Genomic DNA, 20,628 nt, shown 5'->3' with positions numbered 1-20,628 from the left:
GGCTCAGATGATACAGGCCCAAAGGAACAGAAATGAGCGCTAACCAAAATCAAAGCTCAAACGGAGCCTCCGAACCCTACCTCATCGGCGACGCCGTGTCCGGCGGCTACGGCCAAGGACCCGACATCCTGCACGACTGCACCATTGCCGTGAACGAGGGCGAAATCGCCGTCATCGTTGGCCCCAATGGCGCAGGCAAATCGACGGCTATGAAGGCGGTCTTTGGGATGTTGAACGTCCGCCAAGGGGCCGTGCGGCTGGGAGGCGAGGATATCACCGCCCTCACCCCGCAAGCGCGTGTGGCCAAGGGCATGGCCTTTGTGCCGCAAACCTCCAACATCTTCACCTCCATGACCGTCGAGGAAAACCTAGAGATGGGCGGCTTCTTGCGCCGCGACGATCTGAGCGGCACAATCGAGCAGATCTATGATCTATTCCCAATCCTCAAGGAAAAGCGCAACCAAGCGGCGGGCGAATTGTCCGGTGGGCAGCGTCAACAGGTGGCCGTGGGCCGCGCGTTGATGACCCAGCCGAAGGTGCTGATGCTGGATGAGCCAACGGCGGGCGTGTCGCCCATTGTTATGGACGAGCTGTTCGACCGAATTATCGAGGTGGCCCGCACAGGCATCTCGATCCTTATGGTCGAGCAAAACGCGCGGCAGGCGTTAGAGATCGCAGACAAAGGCTATGTTCTGGTCCAAGGCGCCAACCGCTTCACCGACACGGGGCAAGCCTTGCTGAACGACCCCGAAGTTCGCAAAAGTTTCTTGGGAGGCTGACGTGACACAGCGCATACATATATTCACCTACGCGACGGCTTTGGCCCTACTCGCCACGCCAATCGCCGCTCAGACGCATCAATGCACCTTCACGGCTGAGTGCTTTGAAGCCGAAAGCTGCTCTGACACCGCGTTCAACCTCTCAATTGAGGCCCAGAGCGGCCGAGTATCGCTGGTCAGCGATGCCGAAACCGTTCCAGTAACCTCAAGCGGCAACGATGACTTCCGCATCTATGCGGGGGGCAACGAGAACGCCTACCATCTACTCAGCCTCGGCTCAGATGGCACCGCCCGCTACTCCACCCACATTAACGGAGGGCCGCTCATGGTGAACTACCTTGGCACCTGCGAAGGGAGCAACTGATGGACTTCTTGAACGCCATTGTGGCCCTTTTAAATTTCGTCATCGTCCCGGGCACCGCTTATGGTGCGCAGCTGGCACTTGGCGCGCTTGGGGTGACGTTGATCTACGGCATCTTGCGCTTTTCCAACTTTGCCCATGGGGACACTATGGCGATGGGGACGATGTTTGTGATCCTGATCACTTGGGGCTTCCAAAGTGTCGGCATCAACTTCGGCCCACTGCCAACCGCCCTTCTCGCCCTGCCCTTTGGGATCATGCTGACCGGCCTGTTACTGATCGGGACCGACAAGTTGGTTTACCAATTCTACAGGCGGCGGAGAGTGAAGCCCGTGGTCTTTGTGATGGTCTCGCTGGGCGTCATGTTCATCATGAACGGGCTGACCCGCTTTATCATTGGGCCAGGCGATCAACGCTTTGCCGATGGGGAGCGTTTCATCATCTCCGCGCGCGACTTCAAGGAAATGACAGGCCTTAGGGAAGGGTTAGCGATCAAAAGCAGCCAAGGCTTAACCGTGATTACCGCGATTATCGTTGTGGCCGTTTTGTTCTGGTTCCTAAACCGCACCCGCACGGGCAAGTCGATGCGCGCCTATTCCGACAACGAGGATTTGGCGCTTCTGTCCGGCATCAACCCCGAGCGCGTGGTGCTGTACACTTGGTTGATCGTTGCGGCTTTGGCGACGATTGCAGGCACGCTTTATGGCTTAGACAAGTCCTTCAAGCCATTCACCTATTTTCAACTTCTATTGCCCATCTTTGCCGCCGCTATCGTGGGTGGCCTAGGCAACCCATTGGGCGCAATCGCGGGTGGTTTCGTCATCGCCTTCTCGGAGGTGACGGTGACCTACGCCTTCAAGAAGGTAGCCAACTACGTGCTACCAGACGCGTTGGCACCCGACGGCCTCGCGCAGTTGATGAGCACCGACTACAAATTTGCCGTCTCCTTCTCGATCCTGATCATCGTGCTTTTGTTTAAGCCAACAGGCCTGTTCAAAGGACAAACCGTATGACCCGTCGCGACGCACTTCTATTCGTATTCGTTGCCTTGCTGATCCTTGGCACGGGCTTTGTCCAATCTTGGAACACCGCGCTGTTCATCCTTAACATGGGGTTAATTTCGGCCATTTTGGCATTGGGCGTTAACCTACAATGGGGGCTCGCGGGGCTGTTTAACGTCGGGATTATGGGGTTCGTAGCGCTTGGCGGCCTCGCCACTGTGATCACCTCCATGCCAGCCAACACCGAGGAATGGAGCGTCGGTGGTGTGCGCGTCTTATTCGGTCTTTTGCTGGGCGCGGGCACGATCATTGCGGCGATCATGGCTCACCAAAAGCTGCCGCAAGGGCGCACACGCAACGTGACGATGGTGGCTATTCTCATCGGCGGTTTCTTCCTGTTCCGCCACGTTTTTGATGGTGGCGTGGAAGCCATCGAGGCGGTGAACCCTGCGGCCACTGGCAACCTTGGCGGGCTTGGCCTACCGATCTTACTGTCATGGCCCGTGGGTGGCTTGCTGGCCGCAGGTGCTGCATGGGTCATCGGCAAAACGGCGCTAGGTTTGCGGTCTGACTACTTGGCCATTGCCACACTGGGAATAGCCGAAATCATCATCTCCGTGATGAAGAACGAGGAGTGGCTTGCGCGCGGCGTAAAGAACGTGGTGGGGCTGAAACGCCCAACAGGCGTCCCACTTGAGGTTGATCTGCAAAACAGCGCCGGCTTCGTGGAAAAGGCCGCAAGCTTCGGGCTTGATCCGGCCACCGCCTCGACGCTTTACGTGAAGCTGGGCTACTCGGTGCTGTTCGCGGTCGTGTTGATCCTGTTGCTATGGTTGTCGCAGATGGCGCTGAACTCTCCCTGGGGCCGCATGATGCGCGCGATCCGCGACAACGAGGTTGCGGCCGAGGCGATGGGCAAAAACGTCACCGCCCGTCACCTTCAGGTGTTCATCCTAGGCTCCGCGATCTGCGGGATTGCTGGTGCGATGATGACCACTTTGGATGGCCAATTGACGCCGACCAGCTACCAACCGCTGCGCTTTACCTTCCTCATCTGGGTGATGGTGATTGTCGGCGGGTCCGGCAACAACTTCGGCTCGGTCCTTGGCGGGTTCCTGATCTGGTTCTTGTGGGTTCAGGTGGAGCCAATGGGCCTCGGGCTGATGAACCTGATCACCGCAGGTATGTCGGATGGCTACTGGTTAAAAGACCACCTGATCGAGAGTGCGGCACATATGCGCCTGCTGACCATGGGTATCGTCTTGCTGCTGGTGCTGCGCTTTAGCCCGCGTGGCTTGATACCGGAGCGGTAGAACTATACACGCACGCCGACGCGGCTTTATCCGCGTCGGCGTCTCTTTTCCCCAACATACCGGAGCATTCCTATGTCCATTTTAGCCATGATCCTTGTCGCTCTGATCGCCGCCCTTCACGCCTATATCACTTGGTTCGAGATGTGCGCATGGACATCTCGTGGTCCGAAAATCTTTGCGAGCTTCCCGAAAGATCTGTTTGAGCCAACCAAATCGATGGCTGCCAACCAAGGGCTTTACAACGGGTTCCTATCCGCAGGCCTGATCTGGTCGCTGCTGATCCAAGCGCCGGGTTGGGGGGCGAATGTTGCCACCTTCTTCCTGCTCTGTGTCGCCATCGCGGGCGCATACGGCTACGCAACAGTGTCCAAGCGGATCATCTATGTGCAAACCGTCCCAGCCGTTGCAGCCCTATTGGCAGTATATCTGACCTAAGCGCGAAGCTTCCAACCTTTGGGATCAAACGGCGGCTCTGCCAACACGATACCACGGTGGGGTCGACCTAGGATCATCACCTCCACTTCAGCCCCAGCCTCGACACCTTTCAAGAACCCAAGCGCCAGCGACTTACCTACAGTGTAGCCGTAAGTGCCCGAACTGACGCGCCCAACGGGTGTCCCGTCTGGCAGAAAAATCGGCTCACCGCCCGTCGCATCCGCTTGGTCCACCTCAAGCACCTCAATGATGCTTAAGTGTTCGCGCGGGGCGTTGTCCTTCACATCCATGTAAGCGGCTTTGTGCAAGAACTCCTTGTCGGTTTTGATCAACGCATCAAGGCCCACCTCTTGCGGCCAATACTCGGGGCTGTATTCGCGTGACCAACTGCCGTAGCCCTTCTCGACCCGAAGCGACATCAAGGCCCGAGACCCAACTGGGCCTGCGCCAAACTCTTTGCCGGTATCAATCAACGCCTCATACAGACGTTGTTGATCTTCGGTTTTGCAATGCAACTCCCAGCCCAAGTCGCCAGTGAACGACACCCGCAAAGCAATCAGTTCTACCCCAGCAAGGGTGATTTGTTGGGACCGCATGAAAGGAAAATCCTCCGTCTCCAACGACGCATTGGTCAACCGCGCTAACATCGCGCGGCTTTCTGGTCCGGCCACGTTGAAGCCGCACATGCTTTCGGTCATCGATGTGAAAGACACCGCGTCGGGTCGCTGCACCATGTTGAAGAACCGTTGGTGGTAACGCTCCGCCATGCCTGAGCCGATGACCAAGAAATCCTCATCGCCCAGTTTGGTGACGGTGAAGTCCCCCGCTATCCCGCCCCTCACACCAATCAAGGGCGTCAAGCAAGACCGCCCCACGGCCTTGGGCATATTGTTGGCAAAGACCGCATTCAACCACTCAGAGGCACCCTGCCCTTTGACACTGTATTTCGCGAAGTTGGAGATATCGATGATCCCCGCCTTATCCCGCAGAATCCGACATTCCTTGCCAACAGGTTCGAACCAATTTTGGCGGGTGAAGCCGTTGGTGTCCGTGACCCCAGCGGTTTCCGCGAACCACAAAGGATGCTCCCAGCCGTAGTTCAGCCCAAAGACCGCGCCCATCTTTTGTTGCATCTCATAGATCGGGCGCACGCGGGCGGGGCGCCCCGCCGAACGTTCCTCATTCGGGAAATGGATCGAGAAACGATTGGCATATTGATCCCCGACCTTGGCCTTGGTGAACTTCTTATCCGCCCAAGCCCCGAAGCGCGCCATATCCCACGGGAACATGTCCAAATGAGGCTCGCCAGTGACGATCCATTCCGCCGTGAGCGAGCCCAAGCCACCCGACTGAGAGAACCCTGGAATGATGCCATTGCAACAGAAATATCCTTTCAACTCGGGCACCGGCCCAAACAGCGCATTCGCATCCGGCGACCAGATCATTGGGCCGTTGATGACCCGCTTGATGCCCGCCGTCCCGACCACTGGTACGCGGTCAATCGCGCGCATCATGTTGTCTTCGATCCGCTCTAAGTCGTCGGCAAACAGCTCATGCCCGAAGTCGGGTGGCGTGCCGTCCTCGGCCCAGAACCGAAGATCTTTCTCATAGGCACCAACCAGCAAACCCTGCCCTTCTTGGCGCAGGTAATACTCGCCGTCACGATCGGCCACGGATGGCAGGCGGTCGGTCAAGGCAGCAATCTCAGGAATGGTTTCTGTAACAAAATACTGATGTTCAGTCGGCTGTAGCGGCAATTCAATCCCCGCCATCGCGGCCACTTCACGCCCCCAAAGACCCGCCGCGTTCACAACCACCGGTGTCACGATATCGCCCTTCGGCGTTTTCACGACCCATGTGCCATCTGACTGTTGGTCCGTTGCGGTCACAGGGGTGAAGCGGTGTATTTCCGCACCGTTTTGACGCGCCCCTGCGGCGTAGGCATTGGTGACGCCCGAGGGGTCCACATTGCCCCCCGACGGCTCATACATGATGCAGCGGATGCCGTCGTAGTTGACCAATGGATGCAGACGCTCGGCCTCTGCGCGGTCTACTTCAAAGAAATTCAGCCCGTAATATTTTGCTTTGGCCGCTTGCAATCGAAGCTGGTGCTCCCGCGCTTCCGTCTGCGCCAGATAAAGTGATCCGGGCTGGAACACACCGCAAGATTGCCCCGTCTCGGCTTCTAGCGCGTTGTACAAATCCATCGTGTAGTTCTGGATTCGGGTGATGTTGTTGTTGTCGTGCAGCCCGTGAATATTCGCCGCTGCATGCCAAGTAGAGCCGGAGGTCAACTCGTCGCGCTCCAGCAAAACCACATCCGTCCAACCCAATTTGGTCAGGTGATATAGGATCGAGCACCCAATGACCCCACCCCCGATAACAACGGCTTGCGCATGGGTTTTCATGAGGAGCATCCCTTTTTCTGGTTCACCCCAACCCTAGGCGTTGCAGCGACAGAAAAACCTGCCCTGCGACGACAAATGCTTTGCTCACTGCGACATCTTTAGTTTAGCCCGACCACATTGGCCTTCACGTCTGACGGGTCTGGGACGTATCCCTCGTCATACCGCCAAGGGGCGACCGCGTGCGGGCCGATCTCGACGTCGCGAAATACGATGTCTGATCCCAGGTCACTGAGCCCGTGTCGCGCGATTAATGCCTCCATGCCTTGCTGCTGTCTGCTCACTTCCGAGTTGTTCAACACTGGCACGATTACCCCTGTGTCTTGGTTGTTGGTAATCTGTGAGGTCTCAACCTCGACCGCCGCACCGCTTTTCAAAAGCAATCCGTGCCATCTGTTGTTTGCGATCGTACTCTTAGATATCTTCAGCACCGACACATGGCCCGTCGTAATGCCCGCGGCCCATTCATTGTCGCCATTCTGGCTGACGCTGGACCCTGACAAGACCAACACACCGCCATTTTCAATGCCGCCGGCTTTGTTGTTGGCAATCGTGCTGTTCCCAATCCGGACATCACAGATCCTAGACGTGGACACCCCCCAACGGCTGTTTCCCGAAATTTTACTGTCTCGCATCTCAATGCGCTGCGGTTGGCTGTCGGGTCCTGAAATAGTGGGCAGGCACAAGATACCAGTGGCCCCGCCAGAAACACTCACTCCGCGAAGCGCCAAATCCTGCCCTCCCCGCATCGCAATCCCACCAAGGCCGGGGTACCCGCTGATTTCGGTGTCAAAGACTGACGCAGGCCCTGCCCTGTGCCCCATCAAAATTCCCGCAGCACGCCCGTTTTGGAAGACAGAGCCAGCAATCTCAAACGTCGCATTGTTCTGGCTGTACACAGCACTGCCTCCGTTGCCTTTTACCAATAGCCCCGTGGCCGTCAGTTGCGCGCCGATATCCAACCTGATCCCTTCATTGCGGTTGTCTGCAATGGTTGTGTCTTGCAGCGAAACGGAGGCCTGTCCGATCATCAGAATCCCAGCCTCGGCATTCTTTGAAACTGCTGAGTTCGACATGTGCACCTCAGCCTTAGGCCCGCTGACAAAGACCCCAGAAAACACGTCATTCTGGATCCCCACATTTGTCATGGATACGCGGCTGTTTATGATGGTCAGCCCCGAATGCGTCTCGTCGTTGAAATAATCCGGCTGTCCAATAATGAAGGCTGCACCGCCATTTTGTCCCGTCACTGGGGAGCCGCTTGGAACTCCGCCTGCCTGCAAGAGCAACACATTCTCCAACGTGCCGCCGTCTGCGTGCCATTGCACCACATCGGCAGGGGTGTTGGAGATGATAAGAGGCAGTTTCGCACCAAACCCGATGAGGCTAAGCGGCTTATCAACCCGGATCGCATCCACATAATCGCCCGCCCCCACACAAATACGCGCACCCTCCTGCGCCTCAGCGACTGCGGCGCTGATGACGCCCTTGTTTTCGCCGAACCACTTTGGCTGGATTACAAAATCGCATCCCTCCGGCTCGGCGACCGGTATGCGGGACAGATCAAATTCCGGCCGATCCACGGGCGTCGGAGACAGCACAAACCATCCCCCCGCCAACGCGATAAGCATGGTTCCAATTCCAATCACGTATTTCACTGCGGGGTCCTTCGGTATTCGTGGATGAATTCTAATTGAAATGATACAGTCAAAAGACGCAGCCCTTCCAGCCAATAAGCCTCCGTTAGCAAAGACACGACACCATAAGTCGCATTCGGGACAGCGCGCCCAAAGCCCCCTGAGCCAGACTAAAAACAGCTCAATCAGAGAAGGACCACCCTAGATGCAAACCACCACCAGAGTAGCCGTCATTGGCGGCGGCGTTGTCGGATGTTCGGTCTTGTACCACCTAACAAAGTTAGGCTGGTCCGACGTCTTGCTGCTGGAACGCTCTGATCTGACGTCAGGCTCTACGTGGCACGCGGCTGGTGGGTTTCATACGCTAAATGGCGATACGAACATGGCGGCGCTGCAAGGCTACACCATCAAGCTTTACCGCGAGTTAGAGGAAATCACCGGCATGTCTTGCGGGCTGCACCATGTGGGCGGTGTGACCTTGGCCGACAACAAAGACCGCTTTGATATGCTCGTCGCGGAGCGGGCCAAGCACCGCTACATGGGGCTTGAGACCGAAATCATCACCCCCGAAGACATCGCCAAGATTGCCCCCATCACCAACACTGACGGCATCATTGGTGGGTTATATGATCCTCTGGATGGGCATCTTGATCCGTCTGGCACGACCCACGCTTACGCCAAGGCCGCCCGCATGGGAGGTGCTACAATTGAGACCCATGTGAAGGTAGAGACCACAACGCAACGCCCCGACGGCTCATGGGATGTGATCACCAACAAGGGCACAATCCACGCGGAACACGTAGTCAACGCCGCAGGTCTTTGGGCGCGTGAAGTGGGAGCGATGGCGGGGGTCTACCTACCTTTGCACCCGATGGAGCACCAATATCTGGTGACCGAGGAAACCCCCGAGATATATGAACGCGACGAAGAACACCCCCACGTTATGGACCCCGCTGGTGAAAGCTATTTGCGCCAAGAAGGTCGCGGCTTGTGCATCGGGTTTTACGAGCAGCCTTGCCGCCCGTGGGCGGTTGATGGCACGCCGTGGGACTTCGGGCACGAGTTGCTGCCCGACGATTTCGACAAGATCGAAGACAGCATCGATTTTGCCTTTAAACGCTTCCCCGTGTTGGAACGCGCGGGCGTCAAATCCGTGATCCACGGGCCCTTCACCTTTGCCCCTGACGGCAACCCGCTGGTCGGCCCCGTCCCCGGTTTGCGCAACTACTGGTCCGCTTGCGGTGTCATGGCGGGGTTCTCGCAGGGTGGCGGAGTCGGCTTGATGCTGGCCCAATGGATGATCGAGGGTGAAACCGAGCGCGACACCTTCGCCATGGATGTATCGCGGTTTGGCGATTGGATCACGCCGGGCTACACGCGCCCCAAGGTGATCGAAAACTACCAACGCCGCTTCTCGGTCAGCTACCCCAACGAGGAACTACCAGCCGCGCGTCCCCACCGCACGACGCCGATGTATGACATTTTCACCAAGATGGGTGCAGTTTGGGGCCAACAATTCGGCCTAGAGGTCGCCAACTACTTTGCCCAAGGCGACGAGCCGACGTTTGAGACCCCAAGCTTCCGCCGCTCCGACGCGTTTGAAGCAACCGCGCGTGAAGTCACGGCCGTACGCAGCAAAGCTGGGATCAATGAGGTGCAAAATTTTGGCAAGTTCCGCATCAGTGGAGCAGGTGCACGCGCATGGCTTGACCGGATCATGGCGGGGCGCATTCCCAAGGCTGGGCGGTTGTCGCTCACGCCAATGTTGTCCCATAAGGGGCGCTTGATAGGAGATTTCACCGTTTCTTGCACCTCCGAGGCAGAGTTCTACCTCACTGCATCCTACGGCTCACAATCCTACCATAAGCGCTGGTTTGAACAGCACGCAGTGGACGGCGTCACAGTCGAAAACATCTCCGACGCGCTTACTGGGTTCCAAATTGCGGGCCCTTTGTCTCGCGAGATATTGCAGGCCTGCACCCGCGACGACGTGACGGCTATGCGCTTTATGGACGTGCGAGATATGACCGTGGGCCAAGTGGCATGCCGCGTGCAGCGCGTCAGCTACACAGGTGATTTGGGCTACGAAATCTACTGCAACCCAATGGATCAACGCCAATTATGGGAAACCCTATGGGCCGAAGGCCAACCCAAAGGTCTGACACCATTTGGCATGCGCGCCATGATGTCGCTTCGTTTAGACAAGTTCTTCGGCTCGTGGTTGTCGGAGTTTTCGCCCGATTATACGGCAGCTGAAACGGGCATGGATCGCTTTATCAGTTTCAAGAAAGACGTTGATTTTATTGGAAGAACCGCAGCAGAGGCAGAGCGGGAAACTCCCCCAGATCGCCAACTCTGTGCCTTTGAGGTGGACGCAAACGACGCCGATGTTGTGGCCTATGAGCCGGTCTTCATAGATGGCCAAGTCCAAGGGTTTTGCACATCCGGCGGCTTTGCGCATCATTCAGCCAAGTCAATCGCATTGGCTTTGATCCCACGTGAGAAGGTCAAGGAAGGGCTACAGGTGGAAATTGAAATCCTAGGCGAAATGCGCTCAGCCAAACTGATGACCACACCACCATTTGATGCGGATGGCGCGCGCATGCGCGGTTGAAAAAAGCCCGCCAAAGGAGATCTTAGCGGGCTTTTAAATGTCTAGGGTAGCTACGTCTACTCGTGCTCTTCGACGATCACCAAATCGCGTTCCGCAGCGCCCGTAGCGTGCTTTAATGCGGCCTGATAACTATCTGAATAGTAACACTCATGTGCTCGTTGAAGCGATGGGAAGCGGACGACGACATTGCGCGCCCGATCATTACCTTCTAGCTGCTCATACGCGCCATTTCGCGCCAAAAACACACCGTCATGCTCCGCAATTGCGCCCGTCGCACCTGCCGCATATTTGGCATAGCGTTCAGGGTCCGTTACTTTCACATGGGCGATCCACAAAGCTGTTGGCATTCTATCCTCCAATGACGGCCTTGGCCGCGCTGATTGCTGCGTCCGAATTCTCGGCACTCTCGCCGCCGCCGCGAGCCATAGATGGGCGACCACCGCCGCCTTTTCCACCCAACTCCGCAACCGCTGCACGCAGCAGATCAACAGCAGAAAGCTTGTCGGTCAAGTCATCCGTTACACCTGCGGCAATTGCAGCCTTGCCGTCCGCATCAGCGATCAACAGAACTGCGCCAGATCCCATGCGGGCTTTGTGCTCATCGATCAACGCAGGCAACTCTTTGCCAGACACTCCAGTCAGAACCTGCGCGAAGAAGGCCGTACCGTTGACGTCTTCGTCAGCGACTTGTGCCGCCCCGCCGCTCATCGCCACGTCACGGCGCAGTTGTGCGTTCTCTTTCTCGGACTCTTTGAGCTTTAATGCTTCGCCTTTGATCCGCGCGACAAGACGATCCGAGGTGGTTTTCAACTCACCGCTTGCAGCGCTCACGATGTCTGCCTGACCACGCAGGTAATCAAAAGCGACTTGCCCCGTGAGAGCTTCAATCCGGCGAACGCCAGAACTCGACGCGCTATCGCCAAGGATAACGCACAAACCAATGTCACCGGTTTGCTTCACATGTGTACCGCCACACAGTTCCAACGAGTATGTTTGGCCGTCCGTGCCCTTGCCCGTCGACGCTTTGCCCATAGAAACAACACGTACTTCATCACCGTACTTCTCACCAAACAAAGCCTGCGCGCCGATCTCACGCGCGTCGTCTGGTGTCATAATACGCGTCTCAACAGCGGAATTTTGACGAATGTAGAGGTTCACATCGGCCTCAACCTTCCTCAATTCATCAGCTGACAGGGCCTTACTATGGCTGAAGTCAAACCGAAGACGATCATCTGCATTCAACGAGCCACGCTGAGCAACGTGATCGCCCAAGGCATCACGCAACGCTTCATGCAGCAGGTGCGTCGCCGAGTGGTTCGCACGAATAGAGCTACGACGCGCATGATCGACCACAAGTTCGGTCCCTGTGCCGACCTTGAATTCGCCCTTGGTTACATCGACGAAGTGGATAAATACGCCAGCCGCTTTGCGCGTCTCAGTCACAGTGCCAGCGCCCGTGTCGGTCTTCACCGTCCCAATGTCACCGACTTGGCCGCCACTTTCAGCGTAGAATGGTGTTTGATTGAAGACCAATTGCACGGTCTCGCCGGCCTTTGCAGCGTCAACTTGCGTACCGTCTTTAAGGATTGCCAAAAGCTGGCCTTCCGCCACCTCGGTGTCGTAGCCAAGGAAGTCGGTCGTGCCGTGGGTGTCGGCAATATCAAACCAAATGGTGCTATCCGCGGCTTCGCCAGTGCCGGACCACGCCGCGCGGGCTTTAGCCTTTTGCTCGGACATGGCAGCATCAAAGCCCTCGACGTCAACGCCGCGACCTTTTTCACGAAGCGCATCTTGCGTCAAATCAAGCGGGAATCCGAAGGTGTCATAAAGCTTGAACGCTGCGGCACCCGGAAGGTCAGCGCCTTCCGTCAGTCCACCAAGTTCATCGTCAAGCAGACGCAAACCACGCTCCAATGTTTGTTTGAATCGGGTTTCCTCGGCGCGCAGTGTCTCCTCGATTAAAGCTTGAGCCTGACCCAATTCCGGGTAGGCAGCCCCCATTTGACCAACAAGCGACGGAACCAATCGGTGCATCACAGGATCCTTGGCCCCAAGCAAATGCGCATGACGCATCGCGCGGCGCATGATGCGGCGCAGAACGTATCCGCGACCATCGTTGGATGGCATCACGCCGTCCGCAATCAGGAAGGAAGTGGAGCGCAAATGGTCCGCAATCACGCGGTGGTGTACGTTCTGGTCGCCAAACGGATCAGTGGACGTCGCATTAGCCGAAGCCTCGATCAGTGCCTTAAACAGGTCGGTGTCATAGTTGTCGTGGCTGCCTTGCATGAGGGCTGCGATCCGCTCCAACCCCATACCGGTATCGATGCTTTGCATATCCAACGCACTCATAGAGCCGTCTTCGAATTGCTCATTCTGCATGAAAACGATGTTCCAGATCTCAATAAAACGATCACCGTCTTCCTCCGGGCTACCCGGAGGGCCACCCCAGATATGTTCGCCGTGATCATAGAAGATTTCGGTACATGGACCGCAAGGACCGGTTGGCCCCATTTGCCAAAAGTTATCCGATGTGGCGATGCGAATGATCCGCTCCTCGGGCACACCCAGCTTTTTCCAGATGTCGTAGGCTTCATCATCAGTATGGTAAACGGTCACCGACAAGCGGTCTTTGTCGATACCAAAGTCCTGCGTGATCAGCTCCCACGCGAAAGCAATCGCCTCATCCTTGAAGTAATCGCCAAAACTAAAGTTCCCCAACATCTCGAAAAATGTGTGGTGGCGGGCCGTGTAGCCAACGTTGTCCAGATCGTTGTGCTTACCCCCTGCCCGCACACATTTCTGCGCCGTTGTTGCACGCTGGTAGTCACGCGTTTCAACACCGGTAAACAGGTTCTTAAACTGCACCATCCCCGAGTTCGCAAACATAAGCGTCGGGTCATTGCGCGGCACCAAAGGACTGGAGGCTTGTACGGAGTGTCCTTGCTTCTCAAAATAGTGAAGGAAGGTCGAGCGGATGTCGTTCAGGCTTGGCATCTGGATCACTTTGCGTTGTTTATACCAGCAAATATCCCCCCTCGCCGTGCAGGTAAACCCATCCGTGACGAATAGCCCAATACGCATGAAAAAAGGGACAGTCCTTTGACTGTCCCTCTCGAATTCTTCGTCATCGATATTGGCTTAACAGCCACACTACACTGAGAGACTACTCTTCAACAAGATCGTCCTTGTCATCATCAGCATGTGTGCCTTTCTCAATTTCTGGCATATCGAACTCAAGTCCGTGTGCCGCGCGAATTTTATCCTCGATATCCAGCGCAATATGGCTGTTTTCCTTAAGGAAATTCTTCGCGTTCTCACGGCCTTGCCCGATCCGATCATCGCCATAACTGAACCAAGATCCGGATTTCTCAACCACACCAGCTTTGACACCCAGATCAAGCAGTTCACCCATCTTTGAGATGCCTTCGCCATACATGATGTCAAATTCGACTTGCTTAAACGGTGGCGCAACTTTGTTTTTCACCACTTTTACACGGGTTTGGTTACCAACAATTTCATCGCGGTCCTTCAGGGCGCCAATGCGGCGGATATCCAAGCGAACCGATGAGTAAAACTTCAACGCGTTACCACCGGTTGTTGTCTCAGGGCTGCCAAACATCACGCCAATCTTCATCCGGATTTGGTTAATGAAGATCACCATGCAATTGGATCGCGCGATGGAGCTGGTCAATTTACGCATCGCTTGGCTCATCAAACGGGCATGCACACCAACCGAGCTGTCGCCCATGTCACCTTCAAGCTCCGACTTAGGCGTCAAAGCCGCAACCGAATCCACGACGACCATGCTCACCGCACCGGAACGTACCAGCGTATCAACAATCTCCAACGCCTGCTCGCCCGTGTCGGGTTGCGAAATTAACAGTTCATCCAGATCAACGCCCAACTTTTTAGCGTATTGTGGATCCAAAGCGTGTTCAGCATCTACAAAAGCGCAAACACCACCCTTTTTCTGTTCTTCGGCAACGCAATGCAGTGTCAAAGTCGTCTTACCAGAGGATTCTGGACCGTAGATTTCAACAATTCGCCCCTTGGGCAGACCGCCTATCCCAAGTGCAATATCCAGTCCCAAAGAACCGGTCGACGTTGCTTCAATTTGCTGAATAGCATTCTCGCCACCCAGCTTCATGATAGACCCTTTACCGAATTGACGCTCAATTTGAGCGAGCGCCGAATCCAGTGCTTTTTGTTTATTGTTTTGATCTTTTGCGTTCATTTTAAGGAGTTCTGCTGTTGCCATGATTTCGTCCCTTATTTCACACCACCCAGATTGCGGCAATGACTGCTTACGTTCTCTTCTTGTTCTCATCTTTATGGGTACAAAATAAGAACATATCAAGCTAATTCTTCCAGCATCTTTTCAGACATAGGGTTAAGGACTAGTTTAAACTTCAATAAAATAAGCTGGACACACCCTTCCATGATGATCTTTTTCGCCCAACGGCTCGCCTATTTAGCGGTCCCCAAAACCGGAACATCCGCATTGGAGAGAGCATTGGGAGGGAAAGCCTCCGCTACATTTAGGGACCCTCCGGGCATCAAACATACCAATGCCCGCAGCTTCGAGAAAAAATTTCGCAGGCTGTTTGAGCGCAAAGATCTTGCACCATTGGAGACAATGGCAATCGTTCGAGAACCCGAAGAGTGGCTCGGTAGCTGGTACCGGTACCGCCAACGATCGGCCCTAAGCGGCCATCCAAATAGTACTGAAAATGTCACTTTTGATCAGTTCGTATCTGCATACCTAAACCACAATCAGCCTCCGTATGCACAAGTTGGTCGACAATCTCGCTTCGTAACCGACGCAGGAGGCGATCTTTTGGTCAACCACCTTTTTGCCTATTCCGACTTCACATCAGCAGTCCAATTTATGGAACGCCGTTTAAATTGTTCGATAGCACTTAAGTCGGTAAATCAATCGCAACATCTAAAATTGGTTCTTTCCTCGTCATTGCGCGACCAACTCATCTCAGAATGCAAACTGGACTATGAGATTTATCAGGCTTTACAAGATGGTCCTTTGTCAATCTCATGACGATAATTTACGCCGCAGGCGCCAGATGCTTGCGAACAGTGCTCGTCAATTCATCCAGGGAAAACGGTTTAGGTAAGAACGTCGAATCAGATGAAGTAAGCTGTTCTTCAACAGCGCTGCCATCTGCATAGCCTGACATGAACACCACGCGAAGAGTTGGCCGCATTTTTCGCGCTTCTTTCACCCAAGCAGGGCCATCCAACCCCGGCATTATCACGTCTGTAAGCACGATATCGATGTTAAAAGCATCGTCTTTTAGCAAATCCAAAGCAGTTTGCCCGCAATCGGCTTCGACGACCTGAAATCCTTTGTACTGTAATGCACGGCTAGCAAACGCTCTTACTGGCGCCTCATCCTCAACAAGCAAAACGACTCCATCTTCACGTGTGGATGAAAGTGCAGCCGGCGGTTGCGCCGCTTCTACCGTCACGACAGGTTTGTCGTAAGTCGGGAAATAGATCGTAAAACTAGTTCCCATGTCCACTTCACTATCTGCAAAAATATACCCCCCGGACTGCTTCACGATTCCGTAAGCCGTAGATAGGCCAAGGCCTGTCCCTTCCCCTGTTTTTTTGGTCGTGAAGAAGGGCTCAAAAATCTTGGGTAGTTTCTCTGAAGGAATACCGCACCCATCGTCACTAACTTTGACAATCACGTAGTCTCCTGCTGGAACAACTGCGCGATCTCGGCGCAAATCAGAAGATAACTTAACGTTCCTCGTTTCAATTCCAATTTTTCCCTGCCCGCCCAATGCATCTCGCGCATTAACCACCAAATTCATCAGTACTTGCTCAAGCTGTCGTCGATCAGCTCGAACAGCCATTAGATTTGGGTCATGTGACAACGAAAGAGTAACTTGCGCCCCCACCAAACGATTCAGCAAGTGGGTCAAGTCAGACAGCGTGTCGCGCATATCGAGTGCTTCGAGTTGCAAGTTCTGCTTGCGCGAAAATGCTAACAATTGACCAACGAGTGATGCTGCTCTGTTGGCGTTCTGGTTTATCTGTTCAAGATCTGAGTAATCGTTATCACCCGGATCATGTCTTAACATCAACAGGTCGCAATGACCTGAAATAGCCGTCAATAGGTTATTGAAGTCATGCGCCACACCGCCCGCAAGTTGGCCAATGGCCTGCATTTTCTGACTTTGAACAAATTGTTTTTCCAAAGACTTCAATTCAGTAGCATCATTCAACAAAACAATAAGCGACACTTCCCCACCTCGGATAACTCGTCCGATGGAAACTTGCACATACATTTCTTCGGGGCCGCGCTTACATTTTAACACTTCTGGGCGATGCAAGCCCTTCCCCTCCGCAGCCTCTGAGAGCCAGTCGGAAATTGGTCGACCAAGACCTTCAATCAAATCACTAAACGTATTGGCAGGCTCTTCGCTTAAATCCAACAATCTGCGCGCGTTTTTGTTTGAGTCTACAATCTGACCGGACACGTCGAGTTCCAACAGTGCGATTGGAAAATCCTCTAACTGCGCCATCGTGGTTTCCGGGGCGCTAACATCAGTTAGAGGCGCGAGAAAGTACTCTGTCCGTCCCAAAGAGCCACGCACGATGATTGCCATAACATCCGTCGGCCCCTCCTGCCCTGCAACTATCGCTGCTTGGCCGGAGTTTAGCGGAACGTCAGTGAAAACCTCATCTAATGTTTTAGCGCGCCCACCAACCAGCCTCCGCATAGGATCATTCATGTATAGAATGCTACCTGAGCCCCCGACTGTGAACATTGGCAAAGACAATCGATCCGCAGCATGTCCGGGGTTTGATTGCTCAATTTGTGCATGCATGCGCCAGATCAAGTTTTCGCAATTTGCAATGCGGTGGGCGGAGATTCTGAAACTCCCTTGCCTTGTGACGACGTCCTCATGTGCTGCGCCAGCTTTATGGGCCTTAGCCTGGAGGCGGAATGCAATGGCGCTGGCGTTACTGATCAAGTGAGCCAATGCTTGATCCAAGGATTGCACACCATCAACGGGTAGTAATTTTTCGGCTGCCGAGTTCTTAGCAATCACATATCCGCTTGAATTGGTGACGAAAACGGCGCGTTCGTCATAGGAGATGAAATCCTCGGTCAGTACGGTGTCGGCCCTTTTAGGGACCATAAGCTTCCAAGATAGCAAAGCTACCACACAGGACATCGATATTAGGAATGCAATCTTTACGTCCGGAATTGCAATAAGCGCCAATGCCGTGACAGCCCCAATTGCAATCAATTCTCGTGACCAAGGGAAAAAGCCGTGACGCATCCGACGTCTGATGTCGCCCATTCCGATGCTTCGGCCCACACCTATACTCCCACAAGAATCAACTTCACAAATCTTCCTGCATAACCATTAAGCGGCCATTAACAGGTGATATTTGTTCACTATTAACCCTGTGGAGAGCGCGTCAAGTAAGCAATATAGAACCCGTCACCACCATCAAGTGGAGAAAATCGGTGCTGAAAAGTACATTCCCAGCCGTCATTCTCGGCGCAAAATCTTTGGATTTGTTCCTCGTTCTCCCGCCGAAATACAGAACAAGTCGCAAAGGCCAAAACCCCGCCTTCTGCAACCAATGGAGCAGCTTCGCGTAAAATGTCTTGTTGAACGTCTAGAAGCTTATGAAAAGCGTCTTCTGTGAGGGCCCATTTCCCCTCAGGTGAGCGCCGCCAAGCGCCACTTCCGGAGCACGGAACATCGCAAAGCACGAGGTCAAATGGTTCGGCTTTTTGGCACGCTTTCTTACTTAGAACACGTATCTTTACGCCAGCCCTTTTGGCGCGGGGTTCTAGGTCACGAAGGCGCTGCGGGTTGGCGTCATGTGCAAACAAAGCGGCGCTATTTGCGTCCCCGTAAGCCAGCACTTTACCCCCGCCACCTGCGCAGTAATCCAGCATGCGGCTGGCCGCTGGAAGACCAAAGCAAAGGGCTTGAGATGCCACATCCTGCAGCTCGACCTTGCCGGAATTGTAAGCAGCGCTGCCCGCTACTTTACGTGGGTTTTCAACAACCTGAAGTGCATTTGGCGACAGCTCATGCTGCTGGGTTTTGATTTCATCCGACGCCAAGGATTTTATCGCCGCATTCACAGAACCCCGCGATAGATTGACGCGCAGAAAGACCGCGGCTCGGGCCGTTAATGCATGTGCAACCACCGCCGCGTCATCCCCCAACGACGCCTTCAACTCACCACACAACCAAGCAGGCATGTTGTACATCATTTCATCGCTCGCCTGATGGCGCATTTGAAATAGGTTGGTGTCTTCCTCAACGGTTATCACGGAGGGTGCATGGCCCTCTCCATCAAACAGCGCTTTGACCTCGTCATGGGTTTCACAAACCTCCACGGCATGGCACAAAACCAGCCCGCGTCCTGTCAGCCCAATTCGCGCATAAGCACCCCGCTTGCGCAGGCAATCAAATACGATGTCGCGAACCGCCGCACGGTCCTTGGATCCAGCAAAACGGGACCGGCGCGCCCAGTTGGTCAATGCCTTCTCGGCGGCGGTGCCCGACAGATATTGGTCAAGCACCTCGATTGCCGCCGACAGGCGTGCCGAAGGGGTCATTTAACCAATCCGGTAGTTCGGGGACTCGCGGGTGATCTGCACATCGTGAACGTGGCTTTCCTTTAGCCCCGCGCCTGTGATGCGTACGAAGTTCGCCCGCTCATGCATATCGGGGATCGTTGCCGCACCCGTGTAGCCCATTGCTGCACGCAATCCGCCAACCATCTGGTGAATCACCGCGTTGGCGGTGCCTTTGTAAGGGACTTGTCCCTCGATCCCTTCAGGCACCAGCTTGTCTGAGGCCGCATCCTTCTGAAAATACCGATCAGCCGAGCCTTGCGCCATCGCACCCAGCGAGCCCATACCACGGTAACTTTTGAAGCTACGCCCTTGATAAAGAATGACTTCCCCCGGTGACTCGTCCGTGCCAGCGATCATTGATCCAACCATGGCGCAATTGGCGCCCGCCGCGATCGCCTTGGCGAAATCGCCGGAGAATTTGATGCCCCCATCAGCGATAACGGGGATATCACCCGCACCAGATGCGCAATCCATGATGGCAGTCAGTTGCGGAACACCGACACCTGCAACCATGCGTGTGGTGCAAATGGACCCCGGTCCGATCCCGACTTTCACCGCGTCGGCACCCGCACCAATCAACGCCCGAGTGGCCTCAGCGGTGGCCACGTTGCCCGCGATAACCTGCACGGTGTTGGACAGCTTTTTCACACGTTCCACCGCGACGGCCACCCCTTCGGAGTGCCCATGCGCCGTGTCGATCACCACCAGATCAACGCCAGCGTCGATCAAGGCTTCGGAGCGCTCAAACCCTGCGTCGCCAACCGTCGTGGCAGCACCCACGCGAAGGCGACCCAAGTCGTCCTTACATGCTTGCGGGTTAAGAACCGCTTGCTCCAGATCCTTGATCGTCAACAAGCCAGTCAACTTGCCGTCACCGTCAACGACCAAGAGCTTCTCGATGCGACGGGCTTCCATCAGGGATTTGGCCTCGCCCAGATCAGCCGGTTCGCGCAGCATGGCCAAGTTTTCGTTGGTCATCATCGCAGAGACCGGAGTGTTATCGTCGCTGGCAAAGCGCATGTCGCGGTTGGTCACGATGCCTAAAACGCGGCCGCTACCATCCACCACGGGAAAGCCGGACACTTTGTAGCGCTCTTGTAGCGCTTTGGCGTCGGCCAGTGTCTGGTCCGCCGTCAAAGTGATCGGGTTGTAGACGATACCACTTTCAAACCGTTTTACGCGGCGCACCTGTCGGGCCTGTTCGTCCAAATCCAGATTACGATGGATCACGCCAATGCCCCCTGCCTGCGCCATGGCAATCGCCATGCGGGCTTCGGTCACCGTGTCCATCGCAGAGGACAAAAGCGGGATATTCATCGCAACCGACTTGGTCACAAAGGTGCGCGTGTCCGCGGTGGACGGCATCACGTTGGATGCGCCTGGAACAAGCAATACGTCGTCGAAGGTGAGGGCCTCGCGAATCTCCATGGGGTACTCCTTGG

15 protein-coding genes are annotated in these 20,628 nt (G+C 55.2%); 7 read left to right on the top strand and 8 right to left on the bottom strand.

The annotated features are described in order from the left end of the window. The first annotated feature begins 32 nt into the window (after window positions 1–32). From ABJN86_RS01665 to ABJN86_RS01645, 5 genes are all read left to right on the top strand, one after another. Window positions 33–779 carry an ABC transporter ATP-binding protein gene (locus tag ABJN86_RS01665; RefSeq protein ID WP_348364507.1) on the top strand — a complete coding sequence of 249 codons (747 nt, stop codon included), beginning with the start codon at window positions 33–35 and terminating at the stop codon, window positions 777–779. Between the two features lies 1 nt (window position 780). Then, window positions 781–1,143: a hypothetical protein gene (locus ABJN86_RS01660; RefSeq protein WP_348364509.1), complete on the top strand. Its 363-nt coding sequence runs from the start codon at window positions 781–783 to the stop codon at window positions 1,141–1,143. Next, window positions 1,143–2,153, top strand: coding sequence for a branched-chain amino acid ABC transporter permease (locus tag ABJN86_RS01655; protein WP_348364511.1), 1,011 nt, complete (start codon window positions 1,143–1,145; stop codon window positions 2,151–2,153). Before ABJN86_RS01660 ends, ABJN86_RS01655 begins: the two co-directional genes overlap by 1 nt. Next, the gene (locus ABJN86_RS01650; protein ID WP_348364513.1) at window positions 2,150–3,454 is read left to right on the top strand and encodes a branched-chain amino acid ABC transporter permease; all 1,305 of its coding nucleotides are present in this window, start codon (window positions 2,150–2,152) and stop codon (window positions 3,452–3,454) included. Before ABJN86_RS01655 ends, ABJN86_RS01650 begins: the two co-directional genes overlap by 4 nt. A 72-nt stretch (window positions 3,455–3,526) precedes the next feature. Then, window positions 3,527–3,889: a DUF1304 domain-containing protein gene (locus ABJN86_RS01645; RefSeq protein WP_348364515.1), complete on the top strand. Its 363-nt coding sequence runs from the start codon at window positions 3,527–3,529 to the stop codon at window positions 3,887–3,889. On the opposite strand, the gene ABJN86_RS01640 is transcribed toward ABJN86_RS01645, so the two are convergent. Further along, entirely contained in the window at window positions 3,886–6,297 is a 2,412-nt protein-coding gene (locus ABJN86_RS01640) for an FAD-dependent oxidoreductase (RefSeq protein WP_348364516.1), read from the bottom strand. The two genes, ABJN86_RS01645 and ABJN86_RS01640, sit on opposite strands and share 4 nt — an antisense overlap. A gap of 98 nt (window positions 6,298–6,395) precedes the next feature. Next, window positions 6,396–7,952, bottom strand: coding sequence for a right-handed parallel beta-helix repeat-containing protein (locus ABJN86_RS01635; RefSeq protein ID WP_348364517.1), 1,557 nt, complete (start codon window positions 7,950–7,952; stop codon window positions 6,396–6,398). Between the two features lie 184 nt (window positions 7,953–8,136). Here ABJN86_RS01635 and ABJN86_RS01630 point away from each other — a divergent pair, with 184 nt between their 5' ends. Further along, entirely contained in the window at window positions 8,137–10,545 is a 2,409-nt protein-coding gene (locus tag ABJN86_RS01630; protein ID WP_348364519.1) for an FAD-dependent oxidoreductase, read from the top strand. Window positions 10,546–10,601: 56 nt separating this feature from the next. Here ABJN86_RS01630 and ABJN86_RS01625 read toward each other — a convergent pair whose 3' ends face one another. The 3 genes from ABJN86_RS01625 to recA all read right to left on the bottom strand — a co-directional run bounded on the left by ABJN86_RS01625 (window position 10,602) and on the right by recA (window position 14,806). Beyond that, window positions 10,602–10,892 (bottom strand): DUF1330 domain-containing protein, encoded by a 291-nt coding sequence (locus ABJN86_RS01625; protein ID WP_348364520.1) that lies wholly within the window; start codon window positions 10,890–10,892, stop codon window positions 10,602–10,604. A gap of 1 nt (window position 10,893) precedes the next feature. Further along, on the bottom strand, window positions 10,894–13,542 hold the full coding sequence (gene alaS, locus ABJN86_RS01620; protein ID WP_348364683.1) for an alanine--tRNA ligase: 2,649 nt from the start codon (window positions 13,540–13,542) through the stop codon (window positions 10,894–10,896). A gap of 169 nt (window positions 13,543–13,711) precedes the next feature. Next, window positions 13,712–14,806 carry a recombinase RecA gene (gene recA / locus ABJN86_RS01615; RefSeq protein ID WP_348364685.1) on the bottom strand — a complete coding sequence of 365 codons (1,095 nt, stop codon included), beginning with the start codon at window positions 14,804–14,806 and terminating at the stop codon, window positions 13,712–13,714. Window positions 14,807–14,986: 180 nt separating this feature from the next. Between recA and ABJN86_RS01610 the strand changes: the two genes are divergently transcribed. Further along, window positions 14,987–15,601 (top strand): sulfotransferase family 2 domain-containing protein, encoded by a 615-nt coding sequence (locus ABJN86_RS01610; RefSeq protein ID WP_348364521.1) that lies wholly within the window; start codon window positions 14,987–14,989, stop codon window positions 15,599–15,601. A gap of 7 nt (window positions 15,602–15,608) precedes the next feature. Here ABJN86_RS01610 and ABJN86_RS01605 read toward each other — a convergent pair whose 3' ends face one another. From ABJN86_RS01605 to guaB, 3 genes are all read right to left on the bottom strand, one after another. Then, complete coding sequence (locus ABJN86_RS01605) at window positions 15,609–17,882, bottom strand: ATP-binding protein (protein WP_348364523.1); 2,274 nt, start codon at window positions 17,880–17,882, stop codon at window positions 15,609–15,611. Window positions 17,883–17,983: 101 nt separating this feature from the next. Next, window positions 17,984–19,165: an RsmB/NOP family class I SAM-dependent RNA methyltransferase gene (locus ABJN86_RS01600; protein WP_348364525.1), complete on the bottom strand. Its 1,182-nt coding sequence runs from the start codon at window positions 19,163–19,165 to the stop codon at window positions 17,984–17,986. Continuing rightward, a complete protein-coding gene (gene guaB / locus ABJN86_RS01595) occupies window positions 19,166–20,614 on the bottom strand; it encodes an IMP dehydrogenase (protein ID WP_348364527.1) in 1,449 nt (482 codons plus the stop codon). Window positions 20,615–20,628 lie beyond the last annotated feature (14 nt).

The sequence above is a fragment of the Litoreibacter sp. genome (genome assembly GCF_039974535.1).
Classification (GTDB): Bacteria; Pseudomonadota; Alphaproteobacteria; order Rhodobacterales; family Rhodobacteraceae; genus Litoreibacter.
Note: the sequence above shows the minus strand (reverse complement) of the source record. Positions and strands in the feature narration are given on the sequence as shown.

Excerpts from the sequence above, each read along its gene's own strand:
- ABJN86_RS01665 (WP_348364507.1), top strand. The coding sequence starts at position 33 with ATGAGCGCTAACCAAAATCAAAGCTCAAACGGAGCCTCCGAACCCTAC.
- ABJN86_RS01625 (WP_348364520.1), bottom strand. The coding sequence starts at position 10,892 with ATGCCAACAGCTTTGTGGATCGCCCATGTGAAAGTAACGGACCCTGAA.
- ABJN86_RS01650 (WP_348364513.1), top strand. The coding sequence starts at position 2,150 with ATGACCCGTCGCGACGCACTTCTATTCGTATTCGTTGCCTTGCTGATC.
- ABJN86_RS01645 (WP_348364515.1), top strand. The coding sequence starts at position 3,527 with ATGTCCATTTTAGCCATGATCCTTGTCGCTCTGATCGCCGCCCTTCAC.
- ABJN86_RS01630 (WP_348364519.1), top strand. The coding sequence starts at position 8,137 with ATGCAAACCACCACCAGAGTAGCCGTCATTGGCGGCGGCGTTGTCGGA.
- ABJN86_RS01640 (WP_348364516.1), bottom strand. The coding sequence starts at position 6,297 with ATGAAAACCCATGCGCAAGCCGTTGTTATCGGGGGTGGGGTCATTGGG.
- ABJN86_RS01655 (WP_348364511.1), top strand. The coding sequence starts at position 1,143 with ATGGACTTCTTGAACGCCATTGTGGCCCTTTTAAATTTCGTCATCGTC.
- ABJN86_RS01605 (WP_348364523.1), bottom strand. The coding sequence starts at position 17,882 with ATGGGCGACATCAGACGTCGGATGCGTCACGGCTTTTTCCCTTGGTCA.
- ABJN86_RS01610 (WP_348364521.1), top strand. The coding sequence starts at position 14,987 with ATGATGATCTTTTTCGCCCAACGGCTCGCCTATTTAGCGGTCCCCAAA.
- alaS (WP_348364683.1), bottom strand. The coding sequence starts at position 13,542 with ATGCCAAGCCTGAACGACATCCGCTCGACCTTCCTTCACTATTTTGAG.
- ABJN86_RS01600 (WP_348364525.1), bottom strand. The coding sequence starts at position 19,165 with ATGACCCCTTCGGCACGCCTGTCGGCGGCAATCGAGGTGCTTGACCAA.
- guaB (WP_348364527.1), bottom strand. The coding sequence starts at position 20,614 with ATGGAGATTCGCGAGGCCCTCACCTTCGACGACGTATTGCTTGTTCCA.
- recA (WP_348364685.1), bottom strand. The coding sequence starts at position 14,806 with ATGGCAACAGCAGAACTCCTTAAAATGAACGCAAAAGATCAAAACAAT.